General features: G+C 76.3%; 15 protein-coding genes. 6 read left to right on the top strand and 9 right to left on the bottom strand.

Annotated features, from left to right (window positions below; translation table 11 throughout):
• The first annotated feature begins 23 nt into the window (after window positions 1–23).
• Window positions 24–2420, top strand: a complete 2397-nt coding sequence (locus HC251_RS05995) for a CocE/NonD family hydrolase (protein ID WP_304608305.1) — start codon at window positions 24–26, stop codon at window positions 2418–2420.
• A 46-nt stretch (window positions 2421–2466) separates the two neighbouring features.
• Here HC251_RS05995 and HC251_RS25940 read toward each other — a convergent pair whose 3' ends face one another.
• The 3 genes from HC251_RS25940 to HC251_RS05980 are packed head-to-tail and all read right to left on the bottom strand — an operon-like array spanning window position 2467 to window position 5390.
• Entirely contained in the window at window positions 2467–4134 is a 1668-nt protein-coding gene (locus HC251_RS25940) for a hypothetical protein (RefSeq protein WP_219944397.1), read from the bottom strand.
• Window positions 4124–4879, bottom strand: a complete 756-nt coding sequence (locus HC251_RS05985) for a hypothetical protein (RefSeq protein WP_219944396.1) — start codon at window positions 4877–4879, stop codon at window positions 4124–4126. Before HC251_RS05985 ends, HC251_RS25940 begins: the two co-directional genes overlap by 11 nt.
• Window positions 4880–4928: 49 nt before the next feature.
• On the bottom strand, window positions 4929–5390 hold the full coding sequence (locus tag HC251_RS05980; RefSeq protein WP_219944395.1) for a hypothetical protein: 462 nt from the start codon (window positions 5388–5390) through the stop codon (window positions 4929–4931).
• A gap of 63 nt (window positions 5391–5453) precedes the next feature.
• Here HC251_RS05980 and HC251_RS05975 point away from each other — a divergent pair, with 63 nt between their 5' ends.
• On the top strand, window positions 5454–6665 hold the full coding sequence (locus HC251_RS05975) for a TIGR00300 family protein (protein ID WP_219944394.1): 1212 nt from the start codon (window positions 5454–5456) through the stop codon (window positions 6663–6665).
• The gene (locus HC251_RS05970; protein ID WP_219944393.1) at window positions 6662–7519 is read left to right on the top strand and encodes a dimethylarginine dimethylaminohydrolase family protein; all 858 of its coding nucleotides are present in this window, start codon (window positions 6662–6664) and stop codon (window positions 7517–7519) included. Before HC251_RS05975 ends, HC251_RS05970 begins: the two co-directional genes overlap by 4 nt.
• Window positions 7520–7523: 4 nt before the next feature.
• Here the strand turns inward: HC251_RS05970 and HC251_RS05965 are convergent, their stop codons facing one another.
• Window positions 7524–7934, bottom strand: a complete 411-nt coding sequence (locus HC251_RS05965; RefSeq protein ID WP_219944392.1) for a hypothetical protein — start codon at window positions 7932–7934, stop codon at window positions 7524–7526.
• 117 nt (window positions 7935–8051) lie between these two features.
• Here HC251_RS05965 and HC251_RS05960 point away from each other — a divergent pair, with 117 nt between their 5' ends.
• A complete protein-coding gene (locus HC251_RS05960) occupies window positions 8052–8846 on the top strand; it encodes a hypothetical protein (protein WP_219944391.1) in 795 nt (264 codons plus the stop codon).
• Between the two features lie 7 nt (window positions 8847–8853).
• Here the strand turns inward: HC251_RS05960 and HC251_RS05955 are convergent, their stop codons facing one another.
• Complete coding sequence (locus HC251_RS05955; RefSeq protein ID WP_255566615.1) at window positions 8854–9615, bottom strand: ribonuclease HII; 762 nt, start codon at window positions 9613–9615, stop codon at window positions 8854–8856.
• A gap of 66 nt (window positions 9616–9681) precedes the next feature.
• Here HC251_RS05955 and HC251_RS05950 point away from each other — a divergent pair, with 66 nt between their 5' ends.
• Window positions 9682–9906, top strand: a complete 225-nt coding sequence (locus HC251_RS05950; protein WP_219944390.1) for a hypothetical protein — start codon at window positions 9682–9684, stop codon at window positions 9904–9906.
• 4 nt (window positions 9907–9910) lie between these two features.
• On the opposite strand, the gene HC251_RS05945 is transcribed toward HC251_RS05950, so the two are convergent.
• Genes HC251_RS05945 through HC251_RS05935 form a run of 3 tightly spaced genes read right to left on the bottom strand, consistent with a single transcriptional unit; the run spans window position 9911 to window position 11663 of the window.
• A complete protein-coding gene (locus tag HC251_RS05945; protein WP_219944389.1) occupies window positions 9911–10213 on the bottom strand; it encodes a GYD domain-containing protein in 303 nt (100 codons plus the stop codon).
• Window positions 10214–10222: 9 nt separating this feature from the next.
• Window positions 10223–10636, bottom strand: coding sequence for an RpiB/LacA/LacB family sugar-phosphate isomerase (locus HC251_RS05940; RefSeq protein ID WP_219944388.1), 414 nt, complete (start codon window positions 10634–10636; stop codon window positions 10223–10225).
• A 1-nt stretch (window position 10637) separates the two neighbouring features.
• Window positions 10638–11663 carry a C69 family dipeptidase gene (locus tag HC251_RS05935; protein WP_219944387.1) on the bottom strand — a complete coding sequence of 342 codons (1026 nt, stop codon included), beginning with the start codon at window positions 11661–11663 and terminating at the stop codon, window positions 10638–10640.
• A gap of 45 nt (window positions 11664–11708) precedes the next feature.
• Here HC251_RS05935 and HC251_RS05930 point away from each other — a divergent pair, with 45 nt between their 5' ends.
• On the top strand, window positions 11709–14366 hold the full coding sequence (locus HC251_RS05930; protein ID WP_219944386.1) for a hypothetical protein: 2658 nt from the start codon (window positions 11709–11711) through the stop codon (window positions 14364–14366).
• 49 nt (window positions 14367–14415) lie between these two features.
• Here HC251_RS05930 and HC251_RS05925 read toward each other — a convergent pair whose 3' ends face one another.
• Window positions 14416–15204: a L,D-transpeptidase gene (locus HC251_RS05925; protein ID WP_219944385.1), complete on the bottom strand. Its 789-nt coding sequence runs from the start codon at window positions 15202–15204 to the stop codon at window positions 14416–14418.
• Window positions 15205–15208: the final 4 nt, after the last annotated feature.

The following is a 15208-nucleotide window of genomic DNA, read 5'->3' as shown; positions in this document are numbered from 1 at the left end:
GCCCTCCGCTACCGTCGCCCGCGGTGGGGCCGACCCACCACGTCCAGGGGGACACGACGATGACACCGCCCACCCGCGCCCGCCGCGCCGCCTGCGCCGTGGCGGCCCTCCTGCTCGTCGCCGTCGGCTGCACCGGCGACGGGGACAGCCCCGACGCCGCGCCCGACGAGGCGCCCGCCGAGCGACCCGTCGTCGACGACGCCGAGGAGACCGTCGCCGCCGGGTTCGCCGTCGCCCCCGGCGTGGAGGTCGCCACCGTCACCGGCGCCGAGCCCGGCCACGAGCTCACGCTCGTGAACGCCGACGGCGAGAAGCTCCTCGGCCTGGTGACCGACGACGAGGGCCAGGCCCACTTCGCCTACGTGCCCGACGAGTTCCTCACCTACGAGACCGGCGAGGGCGGCACCCTGCCGACCGCCGCCGGCCGGCAGCTGGCCCCCGGCACCTACACGGTGCGCGACGAGAGCGCCGACCCCGTCGCCGTGAGCGAGCCGTTCGAGGTTCTCGCCCGCGACGACGTCCCCGACGCATCGTTCTACGACGAGCAGGAGATCGGCGACGGCTTCGGCTACGTCACCATGCGCGACGGCGTCGAGCTGAGCGTCAACGTCACGCTCCCCGGCCCCGTCGAGGACGGCCCCTACCCGACCGTCATCGAGTACTCCGGCTACGGCCCGTCCAACCCGGCGTCCGACGAGCCGGGGTCGATGATCGCCCAGCTGGTCGGCGGGTACGCCACGGTGGGCGTCAACATGCGGGGCACGGGGTGCTCCGGCGGCGTCTTCGACGTGTTCAACCCGGCCCAGCAGGCCGACGGCTACGACGTGGTCGAGGCCATCGCCGCCCAGCCGTGGGTCAAGGGCGGTCACGTCGGCATGGTCGGCCTCTCGTACTCGGGCATCACCCAGCTCTACGTGGCCGCCACCCGACCCCCGAGCCTGGCCGCCATCACCCCCCTGTCGGTCATCGGCGACTCGTGGCAGATGGCGTGGCCCGGCGGCATCTACAACTCCGGCTTCACCGAGCAGTGGCTGGCCGAGCGGAACCGCCAGTCCGAGGGCGGCGGGGCGGACTGGGTGAGCGCCCGGGTCGAGGAGGGCGACGAGACCTGCGCGGAGAACCTCCGCATCCGCAGCCAGAACCCCGACTTCGGGGAGTTCACCCGCTCCCTGGAGGACCGGCCCGTCGACGCCGACAGCCGGGACCTGGAGACGCTCGTCGCCGACATCGAGGTGCCGGTGTTCCTGACCGGTGCCTGGCAGGACGAGCAGACCGGTCCCCGCTTCGGGGTCATGCTCGACAGCTTCACCGGCACGGAGCAGGAGCGGTTCACCTTGTTCAACGGCCGCCACCCCGACGGGTACACGCCGCTCGTGCTCACCCGGTGGTTCGAGTTCCTGGAGCTCTACGTCGCCGAGGAGGTGCCGCGCATCCCCGACGGCATCCGGGCCGCGGCGCCGGCGTTCATGGAGGACTTCTTCGGCTCCCCCGGCCTGGGGTTCGAGCCCGACCGCTTCGCCGACTTCGCCGACGACGACCTGGCCGGGGTCCTCGCCGCCTACGAGGCCGAGCCCAAGGTCCGGGTCCTGTTCGAGAACGGGGCGGGCGACTCGGCCAACCCGGGCTCGCCCGTCGCCCGGTTCGAGGCCACCTTCGACGAGTGGCCCCCGCCGGAGGCCACCCCCGCCACCTGGTACCTGGGCGCCGACGGCCGCCTGGTCGAGGAGGCCCCCACCGGCGACGAGGCCGACGTGTTCACCGTCGACGTGGCGGCCGGTGGGGACACCTTCTTCGCCGACGACAGCGGCGAGTACCCGCTGCTCGACCCGACCTGGGAGTTCGACTGGCAGCAGCCGGCCGACGGCGCCGGCCTGAGCTACCTCACCGAGCCGCTCGCCGAGGACACCGTCGTGGCCGGGGCGGGCTACGCCGACCTGTGGGTCCAGTCCACCGCCGAGGACGCCGACGTCCAGGTCACCGTGTCGGTGGTCCAGGAGGACGGCACCGAGCTTCTCGTCCAGTCCGGCCAGCTGCGGCTGTCGCACCGGGCGGTCGAGGACGAGGTCGGCGACGACCTCGAGGTCGAGCACCCCTTCGACGCCGCGCACCGCGAGCCGCTCGAGCCGGGCGAGTGGACCCGGGCTCAGATCGCCATCCCGTCGTTCGCCCAGGCCTTCCGGGCCGGGTCGCGGCTGCGGGTCGTCATCGCCTCGCCCGGGCGCGACCGGGGGACGTGGCAGTTCGACACCATCGGCGCCGACGGGGACGAGGTCACCGTCGGCCGCGGCGGCGAGCACGCCTCGTCGGTCGTGCTGGCGCTGGTCGACGGGGTCGCGGTCGAGCCCGGCGACGTGCCCTGCCCAAGCGTCCGGGGCCAGGCCTGCCGCCCCTACGAGGGCTTCGAGAACACCCCCGCGTAGCGCCGCCGAGCGCAGCGCGGATGGGGCCCGGCCCCATCCGCGTCCCTCAGTCGTAGGTGGCCTCGAGGTGCCAGGTGCCGCCCTCGAGGGTGAGGAGGTGGGCGGTGCCGTCGCCCAGGACGACCTGGACCCGGGCCCGGCGGCGGGACCGGTCGGGGTCCCACCACTGCTCGACGAGGGGCCACGGCCCGGCCCAGCCCACCACCGGGTGGCGGCCGAGGCGGGCCGGGGCGGCGCTGATGAGGCCCCGGCCGTCGACCCGCACGGGGCGGTCGGCGGCGTCGAGCAGGTCGACCGGCTCGGGGTCGGCGAACACGAGGGCGGGCGACGGCGCCGGGAGGCGGCCGGGCCAGGGCCCGGTGGTGTCGGGGCGGACGACCGTGCGCTCACCCCCCAGGTCGACCGACGCCGCCGGCAGGGTCGCCACCCGGTCGCCCGGGCCCCGCCCCCCGACCAGCTCGGGGACGGTCACGGCGTCGGTGCCGAGGAGGGCGGCCACCCGGGCCAGGGCCCGCGCCGCCCCCTCGTCGAGGCGGGTCTCGCCGCCCCAGAAGCCCAGCTGGCGGCCCCGGGCCGGGACGACCTCCTCGGGGTCGAGGAGGATGCGGGTGATGCCGGCGCTGGGCCGGTCGGCGACCGGGCCGGTCAGCCAGCCGTCGAGCTGCCAGCGGGCCCGCTCGGCCACCGCCGCCGCGGTGAGGCCGCCCTCGTGGCGCCAGGACCGGCGCCGGACCTCGCCGTGCTCGGTCTCGACCTCGATGCCCAGCCGCAGGCAGGCCAGCCCGTCGCGGGCCAGGCGGGCGTGGAGCCCGTCGGCCAGGGCCACGGCCCGGAACGCCAGGTGGTCGACCCGCTCGACGGGCGGGTCGACCTCGCCGGCCACCGCCAGCTCGGGGGCGGGGCGGCGGGTGGCCAGCGGGCGGGGGTCGAGGCCCCGGGCCAGCCGGTGGAGCAGGGTGCCGGGGTCACCGAAGCGGCCGAGGACGTCGGCCGGGTCGAGGGTGGCCACGGCGCCGAGGGTGCCGAGCCCGAGCCGGCGCAGGACGTCGGCCGCCACCTCGGCCTCGGGGATGCCCAGGTGGTCGGCGGCGACGGCCACCGGCCAGGGGGCGAGGAAGGCCGCCGCCCGGCCCGGGGGCACGACCGTGACCTCGTCCGTCCTCACCACGCCACTCGCACGCTCTGTCACGCCACTCGCACGCTCCGTCACGCCACTCGCACGCTCGCCGGCGGCGCCGGCGAGGTCGGTGGTCGACAGGGCGGCGCAGGCGGCGGCGAAGGCCCCGTCGGCGATCCCCACCCGCACCGGGCCGGGCGGGTGGAGGGTGGCGGCCAGGACCTCGACGACCCGGGCGCCGAGGGGCCCGTCGCCGCCGTGGAAGCGGGACGGGCCCCGGGTGCCGAAGGCGACGGTGCCGGGCTGGGTGACCTCGACCCGCGGCGTGACCGCCTCGAGGGCCCCGACGAGGGGCTCGAACACCCGGGCGTCGCGGGCCGGGTCGGCCGGCACCAGCACGGCGTCGGGGCACCGGCGCTGGGCCTCCCGGCGCCGGAGCCCCTCGGTGACGCCGACGGCCCGGGCCGCGGCCGAGGCGGCCACGACCCGGTTGGCGTGGAGGACCAGCACCGGCTCGTCGCCCCGGTGGCCGGCGGCCACGACGGGCCAGTCCGGGATGCGGGCCACGACCGTCCGCTCGGCCCGCTCAGACGGCATCGGCCCAGGTCGGGGTGGTCGCGGGGCGGGTGTCGGAGGGCGATTCGCTGGCGATTCGCCCGCCGACGGGTGCGTCGACGGCCGTCGGGGGGGCCAGGGAGGCGGGCGCCCCGGTGGCACCGGGGAGCCAGAGCTCGACCCGGCGGGGGCGGGCGGCCCGGCGCCGGCCGGTGGCCTCGACCACCACCCGCCGGGCCCGGAGCCGGCCGGCCCCGTCGAGCCGGGTGGGCGGCACCGCGCCCCGCCAGTCGGCGGCGGTGGCCCGCAGGGTCACGTCGGGCGGCTCGGGCCACGACCCCGGCCCCGGCAGCCGGACCAGGACCCCGCCCCGGCCCCGCAGGTGGGTCGCCAGCCGGCGGGCGTCACGGTCGGCGACCCGTCCGGCCGGGCGGACCAGCACCAGCTCGACCGTCTCCACCAGGGTGGCCACGACCGTCCCCCACCGGTCCGGGGGCGGGGCGGCGACGAGGACCAGCCGGCCCAGCTCGACCCCGGCCTCGGCCGCCGACACCAGCCCCAGGTCGCCGAGGCCCACGGCGACGGTCCACGACCCCGCGGCCGAGGCCGCCGCCACCAGACCCAGGGCCAGCGAGGTGGCCCCCACCCCGGCCACCGCGACCGTCGACCCCCGGGCCAGCTGCCCGCCGGGCAGCAGCGGGGCCAGGGCGGGCAGCACGGGCAGGGCCCGCTCGGCGGCCAGGGTCGTCGGCCGGGCCCGCTCCCCCAGCAGCTCGAGAGGTGTCACCCCCTCAGCATCGAACACCTGTTCGCCGGGCGCAACCCGCCCGAAGGGGCTAGGGCGCGCCCGGCTCGGCGTCGGCGGCCGCCGCCTCGTCGGCGGGGGCCGGCTCGGTGTGCTGCGGGTCGGGGGCCGCCTCGGCCGGCGCCGCCGCCTTCTGCTCCTCGACCTCGCCCGCCGACTCGGGGGCGTCGGCGTCGGCCACGGCCTGCTCCGGGTCCTCGGCGGTCGGCGGGTAGTAGATGAACAGCGACTCGATGATCTCGCGCATGCCGTCGGTCCGGGCCCCCTTGGCCAGGTCCACGGTCACGACGCTGCCGTTGATGTGGATCCCCTCGATCCCGCCGTGGGCGTACAGCCGCCGGGCGATCTCGTCGGGCGGGCGGTCGCCCCGCACCTCGACCCCGGCCGGGTACACCTCGTGGCCCATGCCGGTGATGGCCCGGTTGGTCTCGAAGCGCACCATGCCGGGGTTGGCGATCGAGGGCTTCTCGATGACGACGATCGGCTGACCCATGGCCCGGCAACCTACTTCCAGGCCCGGCCGCGCCACGAAGCGATGCGCGGCAGACTCGCGCCGATGACCGCCACCGAGACCTTCGCCCTCGAGGGCCACATCGTCGACTCCCTCATCTTGCCCAAGGTCCTCGACCTGGTCCTCGAGTCGGGGAGCGACTACCGGCTCCTCGACGTGGCCATCGGCCGCACCCCGACCGATCCCAGCCGGGCCGTGATCGAGGTGACGGCGCCCGACGACCAGGTGCTCGCCACCCTGGCCGAGCAGCTCCAGGTCCAGGGGGCCAACCCGCTCGACAGCGGCCAGGCGGAGACCGAGCCGGCCCCGGCCGACGGCGTCGCCCCGGTCGACTTCACCGCCACCACCAACCTGGTGACCGAGGTCCGGATCGACGGGCGCTGGATCACCGCCGACCGGGCCGAGATGGACTGCACCCTGGTGGTGCGGGACGACCGGGTGGTGACCACCCCCCTCCACCGCCTGCGCCGGGGGGACGCCGTGGTGGTGGGGAGCAGCGGGGTCCGGGTCGTCGCCCCCGACCGGGGGCGGGGGCGGGACGGGTTCGAGTTCATGGACTCCGACATCTCGACCGAGAAGCCCAAGGCCACCCAGCTCCGGGCCCTGGCCGACCGCCTGCGCCAGGCCCGCGCCGACGGCGTCGAGGTCCTCGCCGTCTGCGGGCCGGTCGTCATCCACACCGGGGGCGGGCCGGCGGTCGCCCGGCTGGTCCAGGGGGGCTGGATCCAGCGGCTGTTCGCCGGGAACGGGTTCGCCACCCACGACATCGAGTCGGCCGTGATGGGGACCTCGCTCGGCATCAACGTCGCCTCCGGGGCCGGGACCGAGGGGGGCCACAGCAACCACTTGCGGGTGATCAACGAGGTGCGACGCCACGGCTCGATCGCCGCCGCCGTCGAGGCCGGGTACGTCCCCGCCGGGGTGATGCACGCCTGCGTCACCCACGACATCCCCTTCGTCCTCGGTGGCTCGGTCCGCGACGACGGCCCCCTGCCCGACACCATGACCGACGTGGTGGAGGTGGCCGACCGCATGCGTGACGAGGTCGCCGGCGTCGGGGTGGCCCTGATGCTGGCCTCGACGCTGCACGCCATCGCCACCGGCAACGTGCTCCCGGCGTCGGTGGCCACCTACTGCATCGACATCAACCCGTCGGTCGTCACCAAGCTCAGCGACCGGGGCTCCCACCAGGCCCACGGCATCGTCACCGACGTGGGTCCGTTCCTCGGCCAGCTGGCCGACGAGCTGGGAGCATGAGCGCCGGCGCCCTCACGTGGGGGCGGCGGTTCCTGATGTGCCCGCCGACCCACTTCGGCGTGCTGTACGAGATCAACCCGTGGATGCACGCCGAGGTGGCCGTCGACCTCGAGCGGGCCCGCACCCAGTGGGACGGCCTGGTCGCCGCCCTCCGGGAGGCCGGGGCCGAGGTCGAGGTCATCGAGCAGGACGCCGAGGTGCCGGACCTCGTGTTCACGGCCAACGCCGGCATCGTCTCGGGCGAGACCTTCGTGCCGGCCCACTTCCGCCACCCCGAGCGCCAGCCCGAGACCGAGCGCTTCGCCACCTGGTTCGCCGACCGGGGCGCCACCGTCGAGCGCCTCCCCGACGACCTCAGCCACGAGGGGGCGGGCGACGCCCTGCCGTTCGGGGCCGACACCGGTCCTGGCGCCCCCGTCCTGCTCAGCGGGTACCGCTTCCGGTCCGACGCCGCCGCCACCACGCCGCTGAGCGTCCTCACCGGGGCGGTGGTCCGCCCGATCGAGCTGGTCGACGAGCGGCTGTACCACATCGACATCACGTTCTGCCCCCTCGACGACCGCCACGCCCTGTGCGCCCCGCTGGGGTGGGACCGCTACGGCACGGCCGTGGTCGAGTCGCTGGTGCCCGAGCCGCTGTGGCTGACCGACGACGAGGCCCTGGCGTTCACGGCCAACTCGGTCGTCGTGGGCACGACGGTGCTGATGCCCCACGTCCCGCCCCGCGTCGGGCGCCAGCTGGAGGCGTGGGGGTTCGACCCCGTGGCCGTCGACGTGGGCGAGTTCCTCAAGGCCGGCGGCGCCTGCCGGTGCCTGACCCTGGCCCTCGACGTCGACCTGACCGGGGCGGGCTGAGCCCTCAGGCGAGGGTGCGGCGGAGCCCGGCGGGGCCGGCGCCGTCGGCGAGGGCGGACCGGCCGGCCAGCACCGCCAGCGTCCCGGCCACCACGCCGAGGACGGCGTGGACCACCACGAAGGCGGCCTCGTGGCCGTTGGTGGCGATGAACGCCATCCGGACGACCCAGTAGGCGATGCTCCACCCGGCGAAGGCGAGCACGGCGGTGCCGGCGCCGTCGAGGCGGCGGGCCACCGCCAGGGCGACGACGACGGCGCCCACGACGAACACCAGCACCGGCAGCAGCGAGAGGACCTTGCCCCCGGCCCCCAGCTCGTCGTCGCCGAGGAGCAGCGGGACACGGGTCACCCAGGTGAACAGCGTCCACCCGCACAGGGCCAGGGCGAGGGCGCGGGACCGGCGCGTCAGCGTCATCCCGCCACCCTACGAGCGGCCCCCCGGCCCCTCCGCACCGGAGCGGCACCTCGGCGACGGGTGCCGGCCCGTAGGCTCCGGGGGCGCGCCCACCTGCGAGCCGCGCCCCGTCCCGCCTTGGCCGCACCCACCCACCTCCGACCCCCCGCCGCGACCCGGCGCGCCCGAGCCCTCCTGCTGGTCGTGGCGGTGGCCCTGGTGGCCCTCGCCGCCTGCTCGACCATCAGCTCGCTGTCGGGGCTCATCGAGGACCTCCAGGACGAGGGGTTCACCGACGTCAGCGCCAACGTCGACACGTCGGACACCTCGGTGCTCGTGGTGTCCGCCGGGGCGCCCGGCGCCACCGACGTGGAGGAGGCCCAGGACCAGGCGGCCGAGATCGTGTGGACGCGGTTCCCCCGCCGGTTCGAGGGCCTCCGCGTGAGCATCGACGGCGAGCGCCGGGAGTGGACCTACGCCGAGCTCGAGGAGGAGCTGGGCGCCCGCCCCGACGGCCTCGACGACACCGAGCTCCAGGACGACTTCAACCGGCTGGCGGTGTACGTCGTCGTCGGGGCGCTGGTCGCCGGGGTCGTCGGGCTGGTCGCCGTCGGCCTGATCGTCCTGGTCGTGGTGCGGAACCGGCGCAAGGCAGCGGGACCGCCGACGCGCATCCAGCCGTGGATGCCCCCGGGCGTGCCCACCGGCCCGACGCCCCCGCCCGGCGGGTGGGCCCCCGCCCCCAGCCCGCCCACCGCCGCCACCGGGCCGAGCCTGGAGAAGCCGCCGGTCGCCACCCCGCCCCCGTCGGGCGCGTCGTGGTCGGAGCCGGCGACGCCGGCCCCCGATGCCCGCTCCGACGCCCGCCGCCTCGGGCGCCGCCCCCGCGGACCCCGACCCGACGCCGCCCACACCCCGCCCGGCTGGGGCTGAGCAGCCGTCAGCCGAAGAGGCTCGGCTGGTTCGGGTCGATCCCGGCCTTGGCCGCCAGGCGGGCCCGGGCCACCTCGCGGGCGGTGGTCGACCACGGCAGGTCGTCGACGAAGGCCCAGCTCATCCGGTGGATGGCGGTGGGCCCGTGGCCCCGCAGGGCCAGCTTGTGGCGCGGGCACGGGTAGCCCTTGTTGGCCGCGAACTCGAAGCCGGGGTGGTCGTCGGCCACGCCCCGCATGATCCGGTCCCGGGTCACCTTGGCCAGCACCGACGCAGCGGAGATGGACAGGCAGGTGGCGTCGCCCTTGATGATCTTGCGGGTGGTCCCCAGGCCGACGAAGTCCCAGTTGCCGTCGAGCAGCACCGCCGTCGGGGTGACACCGAGGGCGGCGAGGGCCCGGCGGGCGGCGAGCCGCTGGGCGTCGGACATCCCCATCCGGTCGCACTCGGCGGCGGTGGCGTGGCCCACGGCCCAGGCGGCGCACCAGCCGGCGACCTTGTCGTAGAGCCTCTCGCGCTCGGGCTCGGTCAGAGCCTTGGAGTCGCGGACGCCGTTCACCCGCCGATCGACCGGCAGCACGGCGGCCCCGATGGTCAGCGGGCCGGCCCACGCCCCCTTGCCCACCTCGTCCAGCCCGACGACCACCTCGTGGCCGGCGGCCCAGAGCTCCCGCTCGACGGCGAGCGTCGGGGCCTTGCCCTGGAGGGCGCGGCGCATCTTGGGCCGCGCCGCGGGCCGACGCCGGGTGGCGGGCGTGGGAGCGGGCACGGCCCGAACCTACCGCCGCCCCCGGTGCCATCTCGACCGCGGGCGCGGGCCTAGGCTCCCGCTCCGATGGCCGATCCGGAGGCGAAGGGCGACCGGGTCCTCGAGCCCGGCGCCCGGGTCGAGGTGCGAGACGGGTTCGAGGGCCTGTGGCACAAGGGCTACCTGGTCGTGGCGACGGGCGAGGACGGGACCGTCACCGTCGAGCGGGCCTCGGACGGCTCGCGGCTGCCCCGCCCCCTGCCGCGCGAGGCCGTCCGCCGGGAGCGCCGCAACTCCATGTGGTGGATCTGAGCGGTCAGCCGCGACCGACGCCGGAGCCGAGGGCGTCGATGTAGGTGTCGACGTCGATGGCGGTGAGGGTCAGGGTCTTGAGCGTCCCCCGGGCGCCGAGGGCGGTGGCCACCTTGGCCATCGTCATCTCGTCGGGCGCCTCGAGGATGTTCAGGAAGTCGTACTGGCCGAGCAGGGCGTACTGCTCGAGCACCCGGACGCCCATCTCCTCGAGCTCGGCGTTGACCGCCTTCAGCCGCTGCGGGTCGTCGCGCAGGCGGGCGGCACCGTCGGGACCGAGGGTCGACAGCATCACGTACTTCGGCATGCCCCGAACCTAGTGCCGCTCCAGACGGGCGACGGCCGGGGCCTCGTCGGGGTCGGGGTCGGTGGCGAGGAAGGCGTCGACGACCTCGACCGCCACCACCGCCGAGGTGAGGCGGAGGCCGAGGGCCAGCACGTTGGCGTCGTTCCAGCGGCGGGCGCCCCGGGCCGTCTCGGCGTCGCCGCACAGCGCGGCCCGCACGCCGGGCACCTTGGTGGCGGCCATCGCCACCCCCGTCCCGGTCCAGCAGCACACGACGCCCCGGTCCACCGCGCCCCGGGCCACCGCGGCGCCGACGGCCCGGCCGACCTCGGGCCACTCCTGGCCGGCGCCGACGACGACCACCTCGTGGCCGAGGTCGCCCAGGTGGGCCACCACGCCCTCGGTCACCGCCGTGACCTCGTCGGTGCCGAAGGCGACGCGCACCTCAGCGCCCCATCGCCGTCAGGGCGGTGTCGACCCGGCGCAGGGCCTCGTCGTTCCAGCCCGGCCCGTCGTGGGCGGCGAGGGCGGCGTCGAGCTCGGCCTCGAGGGCGGCGAGGGCGGGCCGGTCGTCGTCGGTCAGGGCCGCGAACCGCTCCGGGTCGGGCGATCGGAACGCCTCGCCCACCCGGAGCGGCACGTAGACGGACCGGCACGGCGACCCGAGGAGGAGGCGGGCGACGGGCGGGCGGTCGGGGGGCAGGGCCGCCACGACCGATGCGGTGGTGGCCTCCAGCCCGTCGACGTGCATGCACACGGTCCAGCCCTCGTCGCCGCCGACGTGGCGGCGCAGGTGGCGGCGCAGCCCGGCCTCGGTGACGGGACGCTCGCCGAGGGCCCCGGTGCAGGCCTCCCAGCGGGGGTCGACGAACGGTCCCGTCGCCTGGCGGGCGGCGCGGTGGAGGGCGTCGAAGGCCGGGATGGTCGTGCGGTTGGAGATGGCCCGCGTCGCCGTGACCTCCTCGGCCTCCCACGTCCGGCCCGAGGTCTCGACCACCCAGGCCGTGGTCGGGTCGGCGACCAGGAACGACGACCAGTACGGGACGTCGTCGTGGTCGTGGCCCGAGCCCCCCTGGCCGTGGCGCTCGATCAGGCCCGTGATGGTGGCGACCCCCTCGTCGGCGGTGCCGCTGCGCTCGAGGGCGAGACGGACGAGGTCCATGCCCGTGAGGGCGGCGGGGGCCTGGCGCGGGTCGTCGGTGGTGAAGATCATCTCGTTGCCGACGGCGACGCCGGCCTCGTTGACCCCGTGCTCCATGCCCCACATCCACGTCGGCCGGCTCCCGGCCACGGCCAGGGTGGGACCGTCGGGGCCCGGGATGGTCAGGTAGGTCGTCGTGGTGACGTCCTCCCGCCGGGACGGGACGTGCTCGAGCACCTGGCGCTCGTGCGGCGGGCGGTCGCTGTTCTTGGCGAACAGGGTCACCCCGTCGGCCGTGGCCGCAGCCAGCGCCACCATCGTGTCGCACACACCCACGACGCTACCGAGGGGGCTGCGCTCTCGTAGCGTGATGCCATGGCGCGCCAGGTCCACATCGTCCCGCACACCCACTGGGACCGGGAGTGGTACCGGTCGTTCCAGTCGTTCCGCATGCGGCTGGTCGACCTGGTCGACGCCCTCCTCGACCGGCTCGACGACGACGCCGGCTACGCCCACTTCATGCTCGACGGCCAGATGGCGGTGATCGACGACTACCTCGCCATCCGCCCCCACGAGGCCGACCGCATCCGCCGCCTGGCCGACGCCGGTCGCCTCAGCCTCGGCCCCTGGTACATCCTCATGGACGAGTTCCTCGTCTCGGGCGAGACCATGGTCCGGGACATGCAGATGGGCCTCGACCGGGCCGCGGCCTTCGGGGGCGCCATGGAGCTGGGCTACCTGCCCGACATGTTCGGCCACGTCGCCCAGATGCCCCAGATCCTCCGGGGCTTCGGGTTCACCGAGGCGGTGGTGTGGCGGGGCATCCCGGCATCGGTCGACGCCCCGGCGTTCCGGTGGCGGAGCCCCGACGGCAGCGAGGTCCTGGCCGAGTACCTCACCGACGGCTACTCCAACGGCGCCGTCCTCCCGGGCGACGCCAAGGAGCTGGTGGCCCGGATCGCCGACTGGGCCGACCAGCACGAGCCCCGCGCCGGCGACCCCCTGCTCTGGATGAACGGCACCGACCACCTCATGCCCCAACCCGCCCTCGGCCGGCTGGTGGCCGAGGCGAACGACATCAGCGACGAGTGGGACCTGCGGGTCTGCTCCCTCGCCGAGCACGTCGCCGCCCGGCGTGCGGCGGTGGAGGCGACCCCCGAGGGCGTCGAGGGCCTGCCCCTCGTCGTGGGCGAGATGCGCTCGGGCGCCCGCACCAACGTCCTCATGGGCGTGACCTCGAACCGCATGGACGTCCGCCAGCGGGCGGCCCGCGCCGAGGTCGGCCTGGAGCGGCGGGCCGAGCCGCTGTGGGCGCTGTTCGGCCCCGCCGCCGACTGGCCCCAGGCCCTGCTGGACGAGGCGTGGGGCCTGGTCGTGCGCAACTGCGCCCACGACTCGATCTGCGCCTGCTCGGTCGACCCCGTCGTCGACGCCGTCATCCACCGCTACGACGAGGCCATCGACGTGGCCGACGGTCTGACCGGCCGGGCCCTCAAGGCCATCGGGGCCGCCGCCGGCGGGTCCGGCGCGGTCGTGGTCAACCCGGTCGCCCGCCGCCGGGTCGGCGTGGTCGACCTGCTCCTCGACGGCGTGGCCCCGGCCGACGTGCCCGCCGGCGTCCAGGTGGTCGAGGAGGTCCCGGCCCGGCGCCGGATCGACTCGGGCAGCCTGGCCAACGTGGCCGAGGTCATCGGCCGGGTGCTCGACCGCGACCGCTCGCTCACCGAGGCCGAGCTCGACGACTCGGGCGACGAGACCGTGCTGGTCGTGCGGTCGGGCTCGGGCGGGACCATCGACCGCTCGGCCCTGCGGGCCGAGGTCCGCGACGTGCTGGCCCGCCGGGACCTGTGGCGGCCCTTCCGGGTCGTGCGCGACGGCGCCCCGGCGGCGCGGGTGCTGGCCCGGGCCGAGGTCGACGGGTTCTCGTGGGCCCGCTGGACGCCGCTGCCCGACGACGTGGCCCCGGCCCGGGCCTCGGGCACCTCGCTGGCCAACGGCCTCGTCACGGTCGAGGTCGACCCCGCCGACGGCACCTGGTCGATCGACGGGGTCGAGGGATACGGCCGGATCGTCGACGGCGGCGACCTGGGCGACACCTACAACTGGTGCCCGCCCCCGGCCGGCGACGTCCTGGTGACCGCCCCCACCTCGGTCACGGTGACGGCGATCGAGGACGGCCCCGTCCGAGCCACCCTCCGCATCGAGACCACGTGGGACCTGCCCGCCGGCATCGTCGACGGGGCCCGCGCCGGCTCGATCGCCACCTCGATCGAGGCGCGGCTGTCGCTCCACGCCGGCGAGGCCACCGTGCGGGTCGAGACGACCATCGCCAACGCGAGCACCGACCACCGCCTGCGGGTGCACCACCCGCTCCCCCGCCCGGCGACCGGGTCGGCGGCCGGGTGCGCCTACGCCACCGTCACCCGGGGACTGGTCGCCGAGGGTGGCCCCACCGAGATGCCGCTGCCGACGTTCCCGGCCCGCGACCACGTCGCCGCCGGTGGCCTCACCGTGGCCACCGAGGGCGTGGTCGAGTACGAGCTGGTCGCCCTGAGCGGCGAGGGCGCCGACGCCACCGCCGGGGAGATCGCCCTCACCCTCCTGCGGTGCACCGGGCTCCTGTCGCAGGGGCCGATGGAGACCCGCCCGGTCCCGGCCGGACCCATCCTGGCCACCCCCGGCGCCCAGATGATCGGGACGACGACGGTCCGCTACGGGCTCGCCGTCGACGCCGCCGACCCGCGCTCGGTGGCCGACGACCTCTTCGTGCCGCTGCTGGTGGCGACCCCCCGGGGGCCGCACCGGGCCGACGCCCGCACCGCGCTGGCGGTCGAGGGCGCCGAGGTCGCCGCCGTCCGGCGCCGGGCGGGCAAGCTCGAGGTCCGGGTCTGGAACCCGTCGGCCGAGGAGGCCACCGTGACCGTCGACCGCACCGGCTGGCGCACCGACCTCCGGGGCCGGCCCCAGGAGCGCATCGACGGCCCCCTCCCCCTCGGCCCCTGGCAGATCGCCACCCTGAGCCTCGACGCCTGAGGACGCGACGTGCCTGGCACGTCGCGTCCGGCACGTCGCGGGTCCTCTGCTACGCCACGATCTCGACGGGGGTGCCGGTCGGGGCGAGGGCCATCACGGCGCGGATGCCGTCGTTGTCGAGGCGGACGCAGCCGTTGCTGGTCTCCTGGCCGAGCAGGGCCGTGGCCTGGGTGCCGTGGAGGGCGATCTGGCCGACGCCGCCGCCGAAGGACGTCAGCGTCTCGCTGAACGCGCTCACGCTGACCTGGCCGGCGCCGTAGGCCGGGTGGGGCGGGTCGAGGGGCACGATGCCGTCGACGAAGTACGACCCCGTCGGGGTGGGCGTGGCCGCCCGGCCCACGGCCACCGTCGTGCTCAGCAGCGGGGTGTCGCCGTGGAAGACCGTGACCCGCCGGGCCCCGACCTCGACCTGGACCCAGTTGGGCACGGTGCGGAGGTCGACGTCGGCCCGCCGGACCCACGCCGTCGTCCCGTTGGGGCGGGTCGAGACCCGGACCCGCAGCCAGGAGCCCCGTTCCTCGAGGACGGCGAACACCACCGCCAGGCCCTCCCAGGTCGGGTTGTCGAGCGTCGTCCCGAGCGGCTCACCCGGCGCCCGCCACAGCTCGATCGTGGGGCCCACGGCATCGGCCACCCGGAACGACGTCGGGTGCTCGGGCGCCGGCGGGGTGGTGACGGGCCAGTCGCCCTCGACCAGCGCCGGCCCCGGCGGCGGGCGCTGGGGGGCGCGGGCGACGACCACCTCCGCCGGACGGGCGGTGACGGCCAGGACCCCGACCAGCAGGCCGAGGCAGACCGACACGACCACGGGACCGGCCCATCGTGCCGCACGACCCACCCGA

Origin of the sequence: Iamia sp. SCSIO 61187, from assembly GCF_019443745.1 — a bacterium.
Lineage (GTDB): Bacteria > Actinomycetota > Acidimicrobiia > Acidimicrobiales > Iamiaceae > Iamia.
Note: the sequence above shows the minus strand (reverse complement) of the source record. Positions and strands in the feature narration are given on the sequence as shown.

Bases quoted from the DNA above. Each gene is read 5' to 3' on its own strand.
- HC251_RS05930 (WP_219944386.1), top strand. From the start codon at position 11,709: ATGGCGCGCCAGGTCCACATCGTCCCGCACACCCACTGGGACCGGGAG.
- HC251_RS05975 (WP_219944394.1), top strand. From the start codon at position 5,454: ATGACCGCCACCGAGACCTTCGCCCTCGAGGGCCACATCGTCGACTCC.
- HC251_RS05945 (WP_219944389.1), bottom strand. From the start codon at position 10,213: ATGCCGAAGTACGTGATGCTGTCGACCCTCGGTCCCGACGGTGCCGCC.
- HC251_RS05970 (WP_219944393.1), top strand. From the start codon at position 6,662: ATGAGCGCCGGCGCCCTCACGTGGGGGCGGCGGTTCCTGATGTGCCCG.
- HC251_RS05980 (WP_219944395.1), bottom strand. From the start codon at position 5,390: ATGGGTCAGCCGATCGTCGTCATCGAGAAGCCCTCGATCGCCAACCCC.
- HC251_RS05950 (WP_219944390.1), top strand. From the start codon at position 9,682: ATGGCCGATCCGGAGGCGAAGGGCGACCGGGTCCTCGAGCCCGGCGCC.
- HC251_RS25940 (WP_219944397.1), bottom strand. From the start codon at position 4,134: ATGCCGTCTGAGCGGGCCGAGCGGACGGTCGTGGCCCGCATCCCGGAC.
- HC251_RS05965 (WP_219944392.1), bottom strand. From the start codon at position 7,934: ATGACGCTGACGCGCCGGTCCCGCGCCCTCGCCCTGGCCCTGTGCGGG.